At 71.9% G+C, this 16,779-nt stretch carries 18 protein-coding genes; 13 read left to right on the top strand and 5 right to left on the bottom strand.

Going from position 1 to position 16,779, the window contains the following annotated elements; translation table 11 throughout:
- Positions 1 to 75: 75 nt before the first annotated feature.
- From ABD127_RS09520 to ABD127_RS09500, 5 genes are read left to right on the top strand one after another with little or no spacing between them, the layout of a single operon-like run.
- Positions 76 to 1,317, top strand: a complete 1,242-nt coding sequence (locus ABD127_RS09520; protein ID WP_344200478.1) for an extracellular solute-binding protein — start codon at positions 76 to 78, stop codon at positions 1,315 to 1,317.
- Positions 1,314 to 2,171: an ABC transporter permease subunit gene (locus ABD127_RS09515; RefSeq protein ID WP_344200475.1), complete on the top strand. Its 858-nt coding sequence runs from the start codon at positions 1,314 to 1,316 to the stop codon at positions 2,169 to 2,171. The genes ABD127_RS09520 and ABD127_RS09515 overlap by 4 nt, the downstream gene beginning before the upstream one ends.
- The gene (locus ABD127_RS09510; protein ID WP_344200473.1) at positions 2,168 to 3,157 is read left to right on the top strand and encodes an ABC transporter permease; all 990 of its coding nucleotides are present in this window, start codon (positions 2,168 to 2,170) and stop codon (positions 3,155 to 3,157) included. Before ABD127_RS09515 ends, ABD127_RS09510 begins: the two co-directional genes overlap by 4 nt.
- Entirely contained in the window at positions 3,154 to 4,314 is a 1,161-nt protein-coding gene (locus ABD127_RS09505) for an ABC transporter ATP-binding protein (protein WP_344200470.1), read from the top strand. The genes ABD127_RS09510 and ABD127_RS09505 overlap by 4 nt, the downstream gene beginning before the upstream one ends.
- Positions 4,311 to 5,648, top strand: coding sequence for a DUF2079 domain-containing protein (locus ABD127_RS09500; RefSeq protein ID WP_344200467.1), 1,338 nt, complete (start codon positions 4,311 to 4,313; stop codon positions 5,646 to 5,648). Before ABD127_RS09505 ends, ABD127_RS09500 begins: the two co-directional genes overlap by 4 nt.
- Before the next feature lie 111 nt (positions 5,649 to 5,759).
- Here ABD127_RS09500 and ABD127_RS09495 read toward each other — a convergent pair whose 3' ends face one another.
- A complete protein-coding gene (locus ABD127_RS09495) occupies positions 5,760 to 7,145 on the bottom strand; it encodes a class II fumarate hydratase (RefSeq protein ID WP_344200464.1) in 1,386 nt (461 codons plus the stop codon).
- A gap of 107 nt (positions 7,146 to 7,252) precedes the next feature.
- Between ABD127_RS09495 and ABD127_RS09490 the strand changes: the two genes are divergently transcribed.
- A complete protein-coding gene (locus tag ABD127_RS09490; protein WP_344200462.1) occupies positions 7,253 to 7,609 on the top strand; it encodes a VOC family protein in 357 nt (118 codons plus the stop codon).
- Between the two features lie 4 nt (positions 7,610 to 7,613).
- Here ABD127_RS09490 and ABD127_RS09485 read toward each other — a convergent pair whose 3' ends face one another.
- From ABD127_RS09485 to glpX, 3 genes are read right to left on the bottom strand one after another with little or no spacing between them, the layout of a single operon-like run.
- Positions 7,614 to 8,243: an FMN-binding negative transcriptional regulator gene (locus tag ABD127_RS09485; protein ID WP_344200459.1), complete on the bottom strand. Its 630-nt coding sequence runs from the start codon at positions 8,241 to 8,243 to the stop codon at positions 7,614 to 7,616.
- A 12-nt stretch (positions 8,244 to 8,255) separates the two neighbouring features.
- Entirely contained in the window at positions 8,256 to 9,197 is a 942-nt protein-coding gene (locus ABD127_RS09480) for an alpha/beta fold hydrolase (RefSeq protein ID WP_344200456.1), read from the bottom strand.
- 21 nt (positions 9,198 to 9,218) lie between these two features.
- Complete coding sequence (glpX, locus tag ABD127_RS09475) at positions 9,219 to 10,226, bottom strand: class II fructose-bisphosphatase (RefSeq protein ID WP_229055033.1); 1,008 nt, start codon at positions 10,224 to 10,226, stop codon at positions 9,219 to 9,221.
- 130 nt (positions 10,227 to 10,356) lie between these two features.
- On the opposite strand from glpX, the gene ftsE reads away from it, so the two are divergent.
- The 7 genes from ftsE (at position 10,357) to ABD127_RS09440 (ending at position 16,472) form a co-directional block, all read left to right on the top strand.
- Positions 10,357 to 11,046: a cell division ATP-binding protein FtsE gene (gene ftsE, locus ABD127_RS09470; RefSeq protein WP_229055034.1), complete on the top strand. Its 690-nt coding sequence runs from the start codon at positions 10,357 to 10,359 to the stop codon at positions 11,044 to 11,046.
- Between the two features lie 19 nt (positions 11,047 to 11,065).
- Positions 11,066 to 11,965, top strand: coding sequence for a permease-like cell division protein FtsX (gene ftsX / locus ABD127_RS09465; protein ID WP_344200449.1), 900 nt, complete (start codon positions 11,066 to 11,068; stop codon positions 11,963 to 11,965).
- A gap of 135 nt (positions 11,966 to 12,100) precedes the next feature.
- Positions 12,101 to 13,411 (top strand): peptidoglycan DD-metalloendopeptidase family protein, encoded by a 1,311-nt coding sequence (locus ABD127_RS09460; RefSeq protein WP_344200446.1) that lies wholly within the window; start codon positions 12,101 to 12,103, stop codon positions 13,409 to 13,411.
- Positions 13,412 to 13,452: 41 nt separating this feature from the next.
- Positions 13,453 to 13,926 (top strand): SsrA-binding protein SmpB, encoded by a 474-nt coding sequence (gene smpB, locus ABD127_RS09455; RefSeq protein ID WP_344200444.1) that lies wholly within the window; start codon positions 13,453 to 13,455, stop codon positions 13,924 to 13,926.
- A complete protein-coding gene (locus ABD127_RS09450) occupies positions 13,926 to 14,813 on the top strand; it encodes an amidohydrolase family protein (RefSeq protein ID WP_344200441.1) in 888 nt (295 codons plus the stop codon). The genes smpB and ABD127_RS09450 overlap by 1 nt, the downstream gene beginning before the upstream one ends.
- A gap of 49 nt (positions 14,814 to 14,862) precedes the next feature.
- Entirely contained in the window at positions 14,863 to 15,897 is a 1,035-nt protein-coding gene (locus ABD127_RS09445) for a MaoC family dehydratase (RefSeq protein ID WP_344200438.1), read from the top strand.
- Positions 15,897 to 16,472 carry a histidine phosphatase family protein gene (locus ABD127_RS09440; protein WP_344200436.1) on the top strand — a complete coding sequence of 192 codons (576 nt, stop codon included), beginning with the start codon at positions 15,897 to 15,899 and terminating at the stop codon, positions 16,470 to 16,472. The genes ABD127_RS09445 and ABD127_RS09440 overlap by 1 nt, the downstream gene beginning before the upstream one ends.
- Here the strand turns inward: ABD127_RS09440 and ABD127_RS09435 are convergent.
- Positions 16,469 to 16,774, bottom strand: coding sequence for a hypothetical protein (locus ABD127_RS09435; protein WP_344200434.1), 306 nt, complete (start codon positions 16,772 to 16,774; stop codon positions 16,469 to 16,471). The genes ABD127_RS09440 and ABD127_RS09435 overlap by 4 nt on opposite strands.
- Between the last annotated feature and the right edge of the window lie 5 nt (positions 16,775 to 16,779).

Below are 16,779 nucleotides of genomic sequence, written 5' to 3'. Positions count from 1 at the left end.
CCGGCGCTCAGCCGCACGGACGACGGGCCGCCCGAGTGACCTCGGGCGGCCCGTCCCATGTGCCACAGTGGTCACGTGACCAGCCGTGGGAGGGCGTGCGTCGTCGCCGTGACGGCGGGCGCGATCGTCATGGGGAGCCTCGCGTCCTGTGCCGTCGGCACGAGCGACGCCGACAGCGGCGACCCCTCGACCCTGCGCTGGTACGTCCAGGACGCAGGCTCCTACGCCGCGATCGCGCGCGCCTGCAGCGACGCGTCCGAGGGCGCCTTCCGGATCGAGCTCGTCGAGGCGCCGGCCGACCCGCAGGAGCGCCGCACCGACCTGGTCCAGCGGCTCCGCACCGGCGACGACCTCGACCTGGTCGGCGTCGACACGAGCGCGATCGGCGAGCTGGCCGCGGCCGAGCTGCTCGCGCCGGTGCCCGGCGACCTGGCCGGCGACCTGGCCGACGGGCGCACCGAGCCGTCGGTCGCCGCCGCCACCGTCGACGGCTCGCTGGTGGCGGCTCCCTGGTGGTACGAGCCGCAGGTGCTGCTGCACCGGGGATCCGTCGCCGAGCGGGCGGGTCTCGACATGACCGAGGCCGTCACGTGGGACCTGCTGAGCGCGGGAGCCTCCCGGGTCGGCGGCTCCGTGCAGGTCGCCGGGTCGACGGCCGACTGGGTGCGGGCGCTGGTCGCCGGCGCTGCGGACGACCCGGACCTGGGGGTCGACGCCCTCGTCTCGGCGCTCGACGGCCCGGCCGGCACGGCGGCCGCGTCGGTCGTGCGCACCTTCGCCGCCTCGTCGATCGGACCCGGCCCGTCGCCCGACGCCGCCGTGACCTTCGCCGGGCCCGGTGGCAGCTTCCTGGTCGGCCCGGTCTCGCTCGTGGCCTCGGACGCCCTCGCGCCGGTCCGGGCCGAGCTCCGCGTCGCGCCCTACCCGCTCACCTCGTCGACGTCCACGACCTCGCGATCCCCGCTGAGCGGCACGGCGCTGGCGGTCCCGGCGTCCGCGGCCGACCCCGAGACAGCGTTCCAAGCCGTCACGTGCCTGACCGCGGCGCCGGCGCAGCAGACCCTCGTCGCTGCCACGGGACACCTCCCGACGTTGTCGGACCTGCTGACCTCGACCGCTGTCGCCGAGCTCGTCATCAGCCCCGAGGTGGTCGCGTCGGCCCTGGCCGACGGCGCACCGGAGCCGGCCGCTCCGACCACGCACCTGCTGGAGCAGGCGATCGACACGACCTGGGCGCCCCTCGCCGCCGTCGGCCCCGACACGCCCGCCCGCAGCGCCGCGGAGGCGCGCCGACTCCTCGACGGGGGGCTCTCGTGAGCACCCTGGAGGTCGTCGATCGCCGTCGTCCCGCGACCGGATCGCAGCTCGCGCGGGGTCTGCCCGGCCTGCTGCTGCTCTTGGCCGTCGTGCTCGTGCCACTGGGCCGACTGCTCTGGCTGTCGGTCACGGACTCCGGCCTGGGCGGCTCGGGCGGCTGGGTCGGGCTCGACCACTACGCGGCCGTGCTCGGCTCCTCGTCGTGGTGGACCACGATCGCCACGACGGCGGTCGTGACGGCCTCGCTCGTGCTGGTGCAGCTCCTGCTCGCGCTGGCCCTCGCCGTGGCCCTGTGGCACCTCTCGCTCCTCTGGTGGCCTGCCCGCTTCCTGGCGCTCGTGCCGGCCGGGGTCGGGCTGGTCGTCGGTGCGCAGGCCGGACGCGCCGCGGTCGACGGAGGCTTCCTCGCGACGTGGTTCGGCCTCGGTGACGCCGGGCCCAGCACCGTGCTCGCCGGTGTCGTGGTGGGCGAGCTCTGGCGGACCACGGGCCTCGTCGTCGTGCTGGTCCACGTCGCGCTGTCGCGGGTCCCGACGCCGCTGCTCGACGCGGCGCTGGCCGACGGGGCGACACCGTGGCAGCGGTGGTGGCGCGTTGTCTGGCCGGCCGTCACCCCCGCGCTCGCCGCGATCGTCGTGTTCCGGCTGCTCGACTCCTGGCGGCTGCTCGACGGACCTCTGCTGGTCCGTGAGCCGGGGTCGTTCCGCACGACCGGGTCCGCGCTCGTCGCCGACAACGCGTTCGGCGCCTTCGCCACGGGCCCGGCCGCGGCGGCCGGAGTCGTGCTCGTGCTGCTGGCCCTGGTCCTGGCCCTGCTGACGCTGGCGGTCGCCAAGGTGGTGAGGGCGCGATGACCCCGACCATCCCGTCCGTGCGGTCGCGCCTGGTCGCGGCACTCGTCGCGTTCGTGCTCGGCTTTGGGCTGGCCAACCTGGCGATCTTCACGATCACGGGTCCGGACCGCGTGCTGGTGCTGGCGGTGGCCGGCGTCCTCGTGCTGACGAGTGCGTGGGGCGTCCTGGTGGCCGACTCGCCCCGCCCCGTCTCGGTGTGGGCGGTGATCGGCGCCGAGGCGTTCGCGATTTTCACGCTGGTGCCGATGCTCTGGGCCGTGGCGCTCGCGACGGGCGACGGCACGACCCCGACCTCGCTGTGGCCGCAGGCGTGGAGCGGGGGCGGTTTCGCAGACCTGGCGGACGACGGAGCCCTGCGCAGCGCTGCGGGGCTCTCCGTCTCGGCGGCGCTGCTCGCGACCGGTGTGGCTGCGCTGCCGGCGCTGGGCCTCGCCGCCCTGCTCGTGCGCACCCGGTGGCGTCCGCGGCACGCCGTCCGCACGTTCGCGATCGCTGCCGCCCTGCTGCCCGCCGTGGCGCTCGCGGTGGGAGGCGGGGACCTGGTGCTCCGCCTCGGTGGCCCGTTCGAGGACTCGGCCCTCCTGCGGGTCGCCCTGGTGCAGCTCGCGATCGCCGTGCCACTGACGACCTGGGTCTTCACCGCAGCCCTCGCCTCGGCGCCGTGGAACGTCGTCGACGCCGCGCGGGTCGTCGGCGCCGGAGCCGTGAGGGTCCTGGTCCGGGTCCTGCTGCCGACGGTCGGGCCGGCACTGCTGGTCGGCCTCTCGCTGGCCGCAGTCGTCACGGCGCAGGACCTCGCGCTCGCCACGTCGGTCACCGGGCCGCAGGCCACGACCCTGCCGGTGCTCCTGCTCGACCGCGCGCGCGACCCCTCCTCGACCGCGCTCGTCGCGGCCGCCGGCATCTGCTGGGCCGCCCCTGTCGCGGTGCTCGCGCTCGTGGTTCCCCGCACCATCACCCGACTTCTGGGAGGGTCGTACCGATGAGTTCCCTGCAGCTGCGCGGCGTCACCGTGCTCGGGCCCAGCGGCCAGCCGCTGCTGGACGCCGTCGACCTGGACCTCGCCGACGGCGAGGCCCTGGCGGTCATCGGTCCGTCCGCGGCCGCTCGCACGACGCTGCTCCGCACGATCGCGGGTCTCCAGGCGCCCGACGACGGCGAGATCCTGATCGACGACGTCGACGTCACGGGGCGCGGTCCTCGGCAGCGCGACGTCGCGATGGTCTTCGCCGACCACGCCCTCCACCCGCGGCGCGACACCCTCGACAACCTGACGTTCGCCGCCACGCTGCGGCGCCGGCACGACCGCGCCGAGCTCGCCGAACGGGTCGAGCAGGTCGTCGACGAGCTCGCGCTCCGTGACGTGCTCGACCTGCGCCCGGCCCGCCTCGGTGCGGACCAGCAGCAGCGGGTCGCGATCGGTCGCAGCCTCGTGCGCGACGCGAACCTGTGGCTGTTCGACGACCCGTTCGCTGCGCAGTCCGAGCGGGTGCGGCCCCACCTGCGCTCGGTCGTGCTGCACTGGCAGACCGAGCGCGAGCGCACCTCGCTCGTCGCGACGTCGTCGGTCGACGAGGCGCTGAGCCTCGCGGGCCGCGTCGCCGTGCTGCACCAGGGACGGATCCGGCAGGTCGGCTCGGCGGACGAGCTGTACGAGGATCCGGCCGACATGTTCGTCGCGGGCTACCTCGGCTCGCCGCCGATGAACCTGCTGCCCGCGTTCCGCGACGGCGACCAGCTCGTCACGCCGCTGGCCACGATCCTGGTCGACGACCGGGTCGAGCGCGCCATCGGCGACCGCCCGGTCGTGATCGCGGGCATCCGTCCGGAGCACTGCCACGACGCCACCCGTGGAAAGGTCGCCGTCACGGGCGGCGTGGAGTTCACGACCCGCGTCGACGACGTCGAGTGGCGCGCACGCTCGCAGTACGCCTTCCTGGGCTTCGACCTGGACCCGGCGCTCGCCGAGGTGCTCGACGAGGTCGAGGAGATGTTCGAGTTCGACCTGTTCCAGGACTTCCTGGTCGCCGAGGTGCCGTCCGGCACGACCGTGCGCGCCGGGCAGTCGCTGCACGTCGTCGTGCCGCACGAGTCGATCATGCTGTTCGACCCGGACTCGGGCGAGAACCTGACCCGAGGATGACCGCAGGGAAGGCGCCGATCTCGCGCGCCCGGCTCGTCGGTGGGCTCGTCGCCGCCGTCTCGGCGCTCGCCTACGGGGTCCTCGCCCTGCGCCACTTCGCCCGGTTCGAGGTGCGGTCGTGGGACCTGGCGATCTTCGAGCAGGCGATCAGCGGGTACGCCGACCTCTCCGCGCCGATCGCCGACGTGAAGGGGCCGGGGTTCCACATCCTCGGCGACCACTTCTCACCGATCACCGCCCTCGCCGCGCCGGTCTACCGCCTGTTCCCGGGGCCGCAGACCCTCCTCGTCGTGCAGGTCCTGCTCGTCGCCGCGGCGATCTACGTCGTCACGGCACTGGCCGTGCGACGCCTCGGGGTGCTGCTCGGTGTCGTGGTGGGGCTGCTGTGCGCGACGTCGTTCGGCGTGCAGGCGGCGATCGACGCCGAGTTCCACGAAGTCGCCTTCGCGGCGCCGCTCCTGGCGCTGGCGGGGGCGGCCTGGGTCGAGCGCCGCTACACGGCGGTGGCCGTCTGGAGCATCCCGCTGGTCCTGGTGAAGGAGGACCTGGGCATCACGGTGCTGGTCATCGGCGGCCTGCTGTGGTGGGCGGGGGAGCGTCGGCTCGGCCTGGTGACCGCCGGTGCCGGGGTCCTGGGCTTCCTGCTCGCGGTGGTCGTCGTGCTGCCGGCCTTCAACGACGCGGGTCAGTACGCGTACACGGGCAACCTCGGGGGAGAGTCAGGGCTCCTCGAGACCGTCCTCGCCGAGCCGGGCACCAAGCTCGGCGCCCTCCTGCTGACGTTCGCGATCACGGGGTTCGCGGCGCTCGGGTCGCGGTGGGCGCTGGTCGTGGTGCCGACGTTCCTGTGGCGCTTCGCCGGCGACGTGCCGACCTACTGGGGCATCGAGTGGCACTACTCGCTGGTCCTGATGCCGATCGTGTTCTGCGCCGCCGTGGAGACGCTGGAGCGGATCGACCACGCGCAGTGGCTCGTCCCGGTGGCGGTCGGCGTCTCGGCGGTGCTGTTCGTCGGCTCGCCCCTGACCGAGCTCGCGGACGGCGACCTCTACCGCGACACGCCGCGGGCGGAGGCGTCGCGCGCCGCGATCGCCCAGATCCCGGACGGCGCCTCGGTCGAGACCGACATCGCCCTGCTGGGCCACGTCGTGACCGACCACCGCGCCTACTGGACCGGCACGATCGGCGACGTCACCCCCGAGTACGTCCTGTTCGACACCCGCGTCGGGATCGGGTCACCGATGGAGCCCGTCACCTGGGCCGAGCAGGTGCATGGCGGCCGGTGGACGACGGTCTACGCCGAGAACGGCATCGTCCTCGCGAAGCGCGAGTGAGGGGCGCGGGATGCCCTTCGAGGCTCGCTCGTTCCTCGCTCGCACCTCAGGGCGCGGGAGCTCCCCGCCCCCTGAGGTGCGAGGAACGAGCCTCGAAGGGGGTACCCAGGCTCAGGGGTGCGTCATGCTCATGACGTCGAGGGCGGTGTCGAGCTGCTCCTCGGTGAGGTCGCCACGCTCGACGTAGCCCTCCTGCAGCACGACCTCGCGGATCGTCTTGCGCTCCTTGACCGCGATCTTGGCGACCTTGGCCGCGTTCTCGTAGCCGATGTGGCGGTTGAGCGGCGTGACGACGGACGGGCTCGACTCGGCCAGCTCGAGGCAGCGCTCCTCGTTGGCGGTGATGCCGTCGATGCAGCGGTCGGCGAGCACGCGCGAGGCGTTGCCGATCAGGCGGATCGACTCCAGGATGTTGCGGCCGATCACGGGCAGCATCACGTTGAGCTCGAAGGAGCCCGAGGCGCCGGCCGTGGCGATCGTGGCGTCGTTGCCGATGACCTGGGCCGCGACCATCAGCGTGGCCTCGGGCAGCACCGGGTTGACCTTGCCGGGCATGATGCTCGAGCCGGGCTGCAGGTCGGGCAGGTTGATCTCGCCGAGACCCGTGCGGGGGCCCGAGCCCATCCAGCGCAGGTCGTTGCAGATCTTGGTCAAGCTGACCGCGATCGTCCTGAGCTGGCCCGAGAGCTCGACCAGGCCGTCGCGGGCGCTCTGCGCCTCGAAGTGGTCGGTGGCCTCGGTGATCGGCAGGCCGGTGCGCTCCGCGAGCAGCTCGATGACCCGCTGCGGGAAGCCGATCGGCGTGTTGATGCCGGTGCCGACGGCGGTTCCGCCGAGCGGGACCTCAGCGGCGGCCGGCAGGGCCGACTCGACGCGGCCGATGCCCTTGCGGATCTGCGCGGCGTAGCCGCCGAACTCCTGGCCGAGGGTCACGGGTGTGGCGTCCATGAGGTGCGTGCGGCCCGACTTCACGACCTGCGCGAACTCGGTCGCCTTGCGCTCGAGGCTCTGCGCGAGGTGGTCGAGCGCGGGGACCAGCTCGTTCGTGGCCGAGGCGGTGGCCGCGACGTGGATCGAGGTCGGGAAGACGTCGTTGCTCGACTGCGAGGCGTTGACGTGGTCGTTCGGGTGGACCTCGCTGCCCAGCGTGCGGCTGGCGAGCGTCGCGATGACCTCGTTGGTGTTCATGTTGCTCGAGGTGCCCGAGCCGGTCTGGAACACGTCGATCGGGAAGTGCGCGTCGTGCTGACCCGTGGCGACCTCCTCGGCTGCCGAGACGATCGCCGCGGCGACGTCGGCGTCGAGGATGCCGAGCTCGGCGTTCGCCGAGGCGCACGCGGCCTTGATCTGGGCGAGGGCCTTGATCTGGGCCGACTCGATGGGCGTGCCGGAGATCGGGAAGTTCTCGACGGCGCGCTGCGTCTGGGCTCGCCAGAGGGCGTCGGCCGGGACGCGGACCTCGCCCATGGTGTCGTGCTCGATGCGGTACTCAGTCATGAGCCAGACCTTACTGGCCGCCGAACTCGGACGCCTCGCAGGCCGGAGGGTCCTGGGGACCCGCGCGGTGCCGGAACCTGTCGGCGGACGGGCCTAGCGTCGATGGCATGAGCACCCACCACGCGATCGACTACGTCGAGCTCCCCGCTCCCGACCTCGCGGCCGCCAAGGCCTTCTACGGCTCGGCCTTCGGCTGGTCCTTCACCGACTACGGCGACGCCTACGTCGGCTTCAGCTCGAACGGCTCGGGCGAGGAGGACGGCGGCCTCGACCCCACGGGCACGCCGCGCGCCGACGGCGGCCCGCTCGTGCAGGTCTACTCCGACGACCTCGAGGCCACGGTCGAGGCCGTGCTCGCGGCGGGCGGCACCGTCACGGTGCCTCCGTTCACGTTCCCCGGCGGCCGGCGCTTCGCCTTCACCGACCCGGCCGGCAACCAGCTCGGCGCCTGGTCGCGGGGCTGAGCCGTCAGCCCTCGTCCCGCGCGCGCTCCATGTCGTCGGCGAGGGCCGGGTTCGCGTACGGGCCCGGGGCGCGCAGGTGGTCGATGACGTTCTGCACCGTCTGCGCGTCCTTGTCCTGGCTGAGCTTGGCCTTCACGTCGAACCGCGAGACCGGGATCCGCAGGCCCACGGTGCCGCGGGCGACGGGGGCGCCCCACGTGCGATCGAGCCACAAGGGCTCCTCGACGTGCTGCTCGAAATGCGCCACCAGCGTCACCAGCGTCTCGAGATTCTCCTCGGGCGTCAGCACCTCGGGCACGCCCCACAGGTGCGCCACGGAGAAGTTCCAGGTCGGGGCCTTCGACGCGCCCGGCGCGTACCAGCTGGGGGAGACGTAGCCGTGGTGGCCCTGCACGATCACGAGCACCTCCCGACCCTCGGCCGCGGCGGCGTCGAGCTCGTGGAGGCGCTCGTCGGGTCGGCCGACGTGGGTCAGCACCACCAGCTGGTCGGCCGTGTCGTCGAGGACGACCGGGTAGTGCGACGCCACGGGGCCCGTCGAGGTCGTGCTGACGATCGTCGCGAAGCCCTCCTGGGCCACCAGCGCGCGGATGAACGCGGGATCGGTCACCGCGTGCTTCGGGTTCGGTCGCATCTCAGGGCGCCGTCACGAGGCGCGGGCGATCGTGTCGGTGATCGCCGAGACGAACGTGTCCCACAGCTGCGGCGGCAGGTCGTGCCCCATCCCCACGATCTTGCGCAGCTCGGCCCCGGGGATCGCGTCGGCGGTGGCGCGCCCGCCCGACGGGTGCACCAGCCGGTCGGCCGTGCCGTGGACGACCGTGACGGGCAGGTCGAGCTCGCCCAGGGCGGCCGTGCGATCGGGCTGGGTCAGGATCGCCATCATCTGCCGCAGCACGCCACTGGCGCTGTAGCCGCGGTCGTAGGTGACCTCGGCCCGCCGGCGCGAGGCCTCGGGGTCCGGCGGAAACCCGGGCGACCCGATCAAGGCCGACGACGCGATCGAGCTCGCGATGTAGGAGTCGCGGGTCGGGCCGCTGCGCTTGAGCAGGTACGGGATCAGCCGGGGGTCCTGCCAGCCCACGGTGCGCCGGCCGGTCGTCGACATGATCGACGTCAGGCTCAGCACGCGGTCCGGCGCGTCGATCGCCAGGGTCTGGGCGATCATGCCGCCCATCGAGACGCCCACGACGTGGGCGGCCTGGACGTCGAGCGCGTCGAGCAGGCCCACGGCGTCGCCCGCGAGGTCACCGATCGAGTACGGGGCCTTGACCGCAAGGTCGATCGGACCGATCCGCAGCGGCGGCAGACCCAGGAACGCGCGCACGACGTCGGTGCGCCCGAGCTGGTGCTGGCGCAGCTTGGTCGAGCGGCCCGTGTCGCGGTTGTCGTACCGGATCACGAACAGGCCGCGCTCGGCCAGGCGCGTGCACAGGGCGTCGTCCCACCAGCCCATCGGGCCGCTCAGCCCCATGACCAGCAGGACCGCCGGGTCGTCCGGGCTGCCGAACGTCTGGTAGCAGAGGTCCAGCCCCGAGGGCAGGCTGGCGAACAGCTCGTCGGACTTCGTCACGGACGTCGTGGTCATGCGCGCTGCCCTTTCGGAGGCTTAGTGCTCGTAGTCGATCGTGGAGTACGCCTTGAGCTTGCTCAGCTTGTGCTCGCTGTGGATCTTGCGGATCGTGCCGCTGCGCGAGCGCATGACGAGCGACTCGGTGATCGCCGCGCCCTTCGTGTACCGGACGCCCGCCAGGAGGTCGCCGTCGGTGATGCCCGTCGCGACGAAGAAGCAGTCGTCGGCCGTGACCAGGTCGTCGGTGTGCAGGATGCGGTCGAGGTCGTGGCCGGCGTCGATGGCCCGCTGGCGCTCCTCGTCGTCCTTGGGCCACAGGCGCGTCTGCAGCACGCCGCCCAGCGCCTTCATGGCGCAGGCGGTGATGATGCCCTCCGGCGTGCCACCGACGCCGACCATGAGGTCGACCCCGGTGTCGGGACGGGCGGCGCTGATGGCGCTGGCGACGTCGCCGTCGGTGATGAACTTGATGCGGGCGCCTGCGGCACGGACCTGCTCCACCAGGTCCGCGTGGCGCGGACGCTCGAGGATGCACACCGTGACGTCGCTGTGGGAGACGCCCTTCGTGCGGGCGATGATGTCGATGTTCTCGGCCACCGGGAGCCGGATGTCGATCAGGTCGCCGAACTCGGGCCCGGCGGCGATCTTCTCCATGTAGAACACCGCAGACGGGTCGTACATCGAGCCGCGCGGGGCCACCGCCATGACGCTGATGGCGTTGGGCATGCCCTTGGCCGTCAGGGTGGTGCCGTCGATCGGGTCGACCGCGACGTCGCACTCGGGGCCGTTGCCGTCGCCGACCTGCTCCCCGTTGAACAGCATGGGCGCCTCGTCCTTCTCGCCCTCGCCGATCACGACGACACCGTTCATCTCGACGGTGTTGATGAGGGTGCGCATCGCGTTGACGGCGACGCCGTCGGCGCCGTTCTTGTCGCCACGGCCCACCCACCGTCCGGCGGCCATGGCTCCGGCCTCGGTGACCCGGACGAGGTCCAGGGCAAGGTTGCGATCGGGCGCTTGGTCAGCTGGCTGCAGGCTCTCCACGGCCGCAGCCTACCGGCGAGTCGCCGTCGCGGCCCCGCGACGCCTGAACCGGGGCGCGGCGCCACCCGGTCGGCGCGCGCGGCTCGGCAGGTCCGGGGGACCTGGGGGTGTTCTGCCTAGACTCGGGCGAGTGATTCGCTTCGACCACGTCACCAAGACGTACTCCGGACAGAAGCGCCCTGCCCTCGACGGCCTCGACCTCGAGATCGCGAAGGGCGAGTTCGTCTTCCTCGTCGGTGCCTCGGGCTCCGGCAAGTCGACGTTCCTGCGGCTGATCCTGCGTGAGGAGCAGCCGTCCGAGGGTCGCGTCTTCGTGGCCGGCAAGGAGATCAACAAGCTCTCGAGCTGGAAGGTCCCCAAGCTGCGCCGCCAGGTCGGCACGGTGTTCCAGGACTTCCGGCTGCTGCCGAACCGCACGGTCAACGAGAACGTCGCCTTCGCGCTGCAGGTCATCGGCCGCTCGCGCGCCGAGATCGACGCCGTGCTGCCCGAGACCCTCGAGCTCGTGGGGCTGGAGGGCAAGGGCCACCGTCTGCCGAACGAGCTCTCCGGCGGCGAGCAGCAGCGCGTCGCCGTGGCGCGAGCGTTCGTCAACCGTCCGAAGATCCTCATCGCGGACGAGCCCACCGGAAACCTCGACCCGGCCACGAGCGTCGGGATCATGAAGCTGCTCGACCGCATCAACCGCACCGACACCACCGTCGTGATGGCCACGCACGACTCCTCGATCGTCGACCAGATGCGCAAGCGCGTCATCGAGCTCGACGACGGACGTGTCATCCGTGACGAGGCCCGCGGCATCTACGGCTACCAGAGCTGAGGCGCGCATGAATCTCACCATGAGGGAGCTGGGCGCCAGCCTGTCCCGCAACAAGTCCATGACGATCTCGCTCGTCGTGACGATGTCGGTCTCGCTGCTGCTGGCGGCCCTGGGCCTGCTGATCCAGGAGCAGGCCGACCGCACCGAGCGCTACTTCGGCGACCGCCTGCAGCTGCAGGTCAGCCTGTGCACCGACACCTCCAAGGCCCCCACCTGCATCGGTGGCGCGGCGACGGACGCCCAGAAGGACGCCGTCCAGGAGGCGCTCGACGACAACCCGGAGGTCAAGGAGTACGAGGTCCGCACCGCGCAGCAGAACTACGAGCGCGCGCAGGAGACCTTCGGCCAGTCCGAGACGGGGCGCAAGCAGCTCGAGGTCCTCAGCCCGGAGAACTTCTCCGACTCCTACTTCGTGACCCTCAACGACCCCGAGAAGTTCGACGGGGTCACGAGCCAGGTCAGCGGGATGGACGGCGTCAACAGCGTCCTGTCGCTGCGTGACCTGCTCGACTCGCTGTTCATCGCGCTCACGAACCTCAAGTGGGCCGCGCTGGGCACTGCGGTCCTGCTGATCCTGGCGGCCGTGCTCCAGGTCTCCAACACGATCCGCATGACCGCGCACGCGCGCCGTCGCGAGATCAGCATCATGCGCTACGTCGGCGCGTCGAGCTGGCACATCCAGCTGCCGTTCATCCTGGAGTCGATGGTCGCGGCGCTGATCTCGGCCGCACTCGCAGCGGCGGGGATCGCAGCGTTCATGGGCTTCGTGGTCTACGGGTTCCTGCGCGACAAGCTGCAGATCACGACCTGGGTCCGATGGCAGGAGGCCTTCGTCGTCATGGGCTGGACGACGCTCCTCGCGGTGGCGCTGGCCCTGCTCCCGACGCTGCTGCTGACCCGCAAGTACCTCAAGGTCTGACGCAGCGCCTCGCCCGAGTTTCGAGGAAGGGTGGCCGTGACCCTCACGGTGAACTAGAGTCTCCTGAGTCACACACGCCCCACGAGTCGCACTCGCCTGCCCCTTGCGGGCACCTTCCCCAGGTCGAGGTTTTCCATGAGCACTGTCCAGCGCTCCATCCAGCGGTCCCCGCTGCGCTCTGCCGCCGTGGCGTTCACGCTGACGTTCGCGCTGATCGCCGCGCTCGCGGGCCCGTCCGTGGCCGAGTCCAGGGACGAGCTCGAGAAGAAGAAGAACGGCGTCAACTCCGAGATCACGGGTGCGCAGCAGTCCTACGACGAGTCGAGCAAGGCCGCCGGCGACGCCGCCGCCGTGCTCCAGGCCTCGCAGGCCCAGCTCGCCGACGCCCAGGCGAATCTCGGTTCGGTCCGCGGCCAGCTGGTCGCGGCCCAGGCCCTCGACGCGCAGATGCAGGCAGCCCTCGCCCAGAGCGAGGCCGACCTCGCGCAGGCCGAGGCCGATCTCGCGGTCGGCGAGCAGAACGTCGAGGCCTCCACCAAGGAGGTCATCAGCTTCTCGGTCGAGTCGCTGCAGTCCGGTGACCCGGGCCTGCGGGCGTTCAACGACCTGATGAACGGCGCCAACCCGACGGAGTTCACCGAGCGGAAGGCGATCAGCGACACGATCGCGGACGTCCAGCTCGACCGGCTCGACACGCTCGACGCGACGCGGGTCATCCTCGACCTGAACGAGCAGAAGGTGCAGGCCCTGCGCGACCAGGTGCAGGTCGAGCGCGACGCGGCCGCGGCGAACCTGGCCAACATCACGGTGCTGGAGCAGCAGGCCGCCGCGCAGGAGGCCTCGGTCGCCCAGCTCGTCCAGGCCAACAGCGCCAACAAGGCGGCAGCCGACGCGGCCGTGGCGGAGGACGCCGCGCTGATCTCCGCGCTCGAGGCCGACCGCGCCCGCCTCGAGGCCGAGATCCAGGCCGAGATCGCCCGCACGACCCCGCCGCCCGCCACGGGCGGTGGCGGTGGTGGCGGCGGCGGTGGTGGCGGCAACGCCTCCGGCAAGCTGTCCTACCCGCTCGACTCGGTGCGCCTGACGTCGCCGTACGGCTACCGCATCCACCCGATCTCGGGCGTGCGTCGCATGCACGACGGCCAGGACTTCGGCTCGCCGTGCGGCACCCCGATCAAGGCGGCCGCCGACGGCACCGTGATCAGCCAGTACTACAACAGCGGCTACGGCAACCGCGTGATCCTCAACAACGGGGTCATCAACGGCGTCAACATCGTCACGACCTACAACCACATGTCGCGCTTCGCGGTCAGCCCCGGTGCCCGCGTCTCGCGCGGCCAGGTCATCGGCTACGTCGGCACGACCGGCGCCTCGACGGGCTGCCACCTGCACTTCATGGTGCTCGTGAACGGTTCGCACACCAACCCGGCGAACTGGCTCCCCTGAGCGGTGCTCGTGTCCTTCCACCCAGGTGGGACAATGGGTGGATGCCCAAGGAGACCGGTCGCAAGCTGATCGCCCAGAACAAGAAGGCGCGCCACGACTACCACGTCGAGGACACCTTCGAGGCCGGGCTCGTCCTGATGGGCACCGAGGTCAAGAGCCTGCGCCAGGGGCGGGCCTCGCTGGTCGACGGCTTCGCCGAGGTCGACCGCGGCGAGGTGTGGCTGCTGCAGGTGCACATCCCGCAGTACGCGCAGGGCACCTGGACCAACCACGAGGCCCGCCGCCGCCGCAAGCTGCTGCTGAACCGGGTCGAGATCGACCGGATCGAGCGCAAGCTGAGCGACAAGGGCGTCACGCTCGTCCCGCTCAGCTTGTACTTCAAGGACGGGCGGGCGAAGGTCGAGATCGCCGTCGCTCGGGGCAAGAAGGCCTACGACAAGCGCAACACGATCCGTGAGCGCGACGCGATGAACGAGGCCCGCAACGAGGTGGGTCGCAAGCTCAAGGGCCTGTGATGGCACAGACCCCGGGCCCGACGACCGACGCGGAGCTCCCCGGGTACCTCGAGGCGCTCGGTCTGCCGGGGCTGTTCGACGTGCACGTGCACTTCATGCACCCCAACGTCCTCGCGAAGGTCTGGGCGTACTTCGACTCCGCCGGGCCGCTGCTGGGCCGTCCGTGGCCCGTCACGTACCGCACGAGCGACGCCGAGCGCGTCGCGACGCTGCGCGCGATGGGGGTGCGGCACTACTCGGCGCTGTCCTACGCGCACAAGCCGGGCGTCGCGACGTTCATGAACGCCTGGAACGACGAGTTCGCCGCGCAGCACCCCGAGTCGCTGCACTCGGCGACCTTCTACCCCGAGCCCGACGCCGGTGAGTACGTCGCCGCCGCGCTCGAGGCGGGCGTCGAGGTGTTCAAGGCCCACGTGCAGGTGGGCGAGTTCGCGCCCGACGACCCGCTGCTCGATCCCGTCTGGGCGGCCCTCGAGGCCAGCGGCACCCCGATCGTGCTGCACGCCGGTTCGGGCCCGGCGCCCGGCACCCACACCGGTTCCGCCCCGGTCCGGCGGGTGCTCGAGCGCTTCGGCGACCTGCGGCTGGTCATCGCCCACCTCGGCATGCCGGAGTGCGGGGAGTTCGTGCAGCTCGCGTCGGAGCACCCCCACGTCCGCCTCGACACGACGATGGCCTTCGTCGACTTCTGGGACGACCGGCAGCCGTTCGAGGTGGTCGACCGGCTCGTGGAGCTGCAGGACCGGGTCCTGTTCGGCAGCGACTTCCCGAACATCCCGTACGTGTACGCGCACCAGGTCGAGGCGCTCGCCCGGCTCGGCCTCGGCGACGACTGGATGCGCGACGTCCTCTGGCACAACGGCTCGACCCTGTTCGGCCGCGCCTGACCCGCGTCGGCCATGATGGGGCCGCACGCCGCCCGCTGTGAGGAGCCCCATGAGCAAGACGAACCCCGGCCACTTCTTCGAGGACTTCGCGATCGGGCAGGTCTTCGACCACGCCACGCCGCGCACCATCACCGACGGCGACCGCGCGGTCTACGGAGCGATCTACCCGACGCGGTTCTCGATCCCGTCCTCGGCGCAGTTCGCGGCCTCCGTGGGGCTAGATCCTCACCCGGTCGAGGAGCTCGTCGCGTTCCACGTCGCCTTCGGCAAGACCGTTCCGGACGTCTCGCTCAACGCCGTCGCGAACCTGGGCTACGCCGAGCTGCGCTTCCACCAGCCCGTGCTGGCCGGTGACACGCTGCGCACGAGCTCGGAGGTCATCGGCCTCAAGCAGAACTCCAACGGCAAGAGCGGCGTGGTCTACGTCCGCTCGACCGCCACGAACCAGCGCGGCGAGATCGCCCTCGACTGGGCCCGCTGGGTCATGGTGCACAAGCGCGACCAGTCGCTCGAGGCGCCGGAGACCGTCGTCCCGGAGCTCGCCAGCGTGGTCGCCCCGGAGGACCTGCTGCTGCCGGCTGGCCTCGACTTCACCGACTACGACGTGACCGCTGCGGGCGAGCCGTTCCGCTTCGACGACTACGAGGTCGGCGAGAAGATTGACCACGTCGACGGCGTCACGCTGAGCGAGTCGGAGCACATGATGGCGACCCGACTCTGGCAGAACACCGCCAAGGTGCACTTCAACGTCGAGGCGCGCCCCGACGGCCGCCGCCTCGTGTACGGCGGCCACGTCATCTCGATGGCGCGGGCCCTCTCGTTCAACGGCCTGGCGAACGCCCAGCTGATCGCGGCGATCAACGGCGGGTCGCACACCGCCCCGGCCTTCGCTGACGACACGGTCTACGCGTGGTCCGAGGTGCTCGACAAGGCCGAGGTCGACGCGCCGGGAGTCGGTGCCCTCCGCCTGCGGCTGGTGGCCACGAAGGGCCGCGACGAGTCGATGACGCTCAAGGGCGAGGACGGGAAGTACGCCCCGGGTGTCCTGCTGGACCTCGACCTCTGGGCGCTCGTCCCGCGCTGATGAGCGACGCACGACTGATCCTGGTCCGCCACGGCGAGACGGAGTGGAGCCGCAACGGCCGGCACACCTCGACCACCGACCTGCCCCTGACGGCCGAGGGCGAGCGTCAGGCCCAGGTCCTCGCCGCGGCGGTCGCGGGCCTGGGCATCGATCGCGTCCTGTGCAGCCCGCGACGTCGGGCACGTCGCACGGCCGAGCTGATCGGCTTCGCCGATCCCGAGGTCTCCGGCGACCTGGTCGAGTGGGACTACGGCGACTACGAGGGCATCACGACGCTCGAGATCCGCGAGACCGTGCCGGACTGGACGATCTGGTCCCACGGGGCGCCCGGTGGCGAGTCGGGGGAGCAGGTGGCGGTGCGGCTCGACCGCGTCGTCGAGCGGGTGCGCCGCAGCGGCGGCACGACCCTCGCGGTGGCGCACGGCCACAGCCTGCGGGCGCTGGTCGCGCGGTGGCTCGGACTGCCGATCGCCGAAGGGCGACACTTCCTGCTCGACACCGCGACGTGGAGCGAGCTCGGAGACGACCGCGGGACGCCGGCCGTGCTGACCTGGAACGTGGGGCGCCGCCGCTAGTCGTGTCGCGTGGTGCCGTCGCCGTACAGGCGCAGCACGCGCGGGCGGGCGACGAACGACTGGAACAGGCTCGCCGCGAGTCCGACGAGGAACCCCAGGAGCACGACCGTCGTCGTGATCCGTCCGCCGACCAGCGTCACGCCGGCCGTGAAGGCGACGACGCCGACGATCGCGAGCGGCAGGCACCACAGCAGGCGCCGCGGCAGGGGGCGTGCCGTCGCGGCGGCCATGCGCTTCAGGGCCTCGTCGGACGGCCCGCGACGGTCACGGGGGTCGGACGGCTCCGGCTCGGCTGCGCTCACGTGAC

The sequence above is a fragment of the Aeromicrobium alkaliterrae genome (genome assembly GCF_039529015.1).
Taxonomy (GTDB): domain Bacteria; phylum Actinomycetota; class Actinomycetes; order Propionibacteriales; family Nocardioidaceae; genus Aeromicrobium; species Aeromicrobium alkaliterrae.
The sequence above is the reverse complement of the archived record's forward strand: the minus strand, read 5'-3'. Positions and strand labels throughout refer to the sequence as shown.

Excerpts from the sequence above, each read along its gene's own strand:
- smpB (WP_344200444.1), top strand. The coding sequence starts at position 13,453 with ATGCCCAAGGAGACCGGTCGCAAGCTGATCGCCCAGAACAAGAAGGCG.
- ftsX (WP_344200449.1), top strand. The coding sequence starts at position 11,066 with ATGAGGGAGCTGGGCGCCAGCCTGTCCCGCAACAAGTCCATGACGATC.
- ABD127_RS09480 (WP_344200456.1), bottom strand. The coding sequence starts at position 9,197 with ATGACCACGACGTCCGTGACGAAGTCCGACGAGCTGTTCGCCAGCCTG.
- ABD127_RS09495 (WP_344200464.1), bottom strand. The coding sequence starts at position 7,145 with ATGACTGAGTACCGCATCGAGCACGACACCATGGGCGAGGTCCGCGTC.
- ABD127_RS09440 (WP_344200436.1), top strand. The coding sequence starts at position 15,897 with ATGAGCGACGCACGACTGATCCTGGTCCGCCACGGCGAGACGGAGTGG.
- ABD127_RS09510 (WP_344200473.1), top strand. The coding sequence starts at position 2,168 with ATGACCCCGACCATCCCGTCCGTGCGGTCGCGCCTGGTCGCGGCACTC.
- ABD127_RS09445 (WP_344200438.1), top strand. The coding sequence starts at position 14,863 with ATGAGCAAGACGAACCCCGGCCACTTCTTCGAGGACTTCGCGATCGGG.
- ABD127_RS09490 (WP_344200462.1), top strand. The coding sequence starts at position 7,253 with ATGAGCACCCACCACGCGATCGACTACGTCGAGCTCCCCGCTCCCGAC.
- ABD127_RS09450 (WP_344200441.1), top strand. The coding sequence starts at position 13,926 with ATGGCACAGACCCCGGGCCCGACGACCGACGCGGAGCTCCCCGGGTAC.
- ABD127_RS09485 (WP_344200459.1), bottom strand. The coding sequence starts at position 8,243 with ATGCGACCGAACCCGAAGCACGCGGTGACCGATCCCGCGTTCATCCGC.
- ABD127_RS09460 (WP_344200446.1), top strand. The coding sequence starts at position 12,101 with ATGAGCACTGTCCAGCGCTCCATCCAGCGGTCCCCGCTGCGCTCTGCC.
- ABD127_RS09505 (WP_344200470.1), top strand. The coding sequence starts at position 3,154 with ATGAGTTCCCTGCAGCTGCGCGGCGTCACCGTGCTCGGGCCCAGCGGC.
- ABD127_RS09500 (WP_344200467.1), top strand. The coding sequence starts at position 4,311 with ATGACCGCAGGGAAGGCGCCGATCTCGCGCGCCCGGCTCGTCGGTGGG.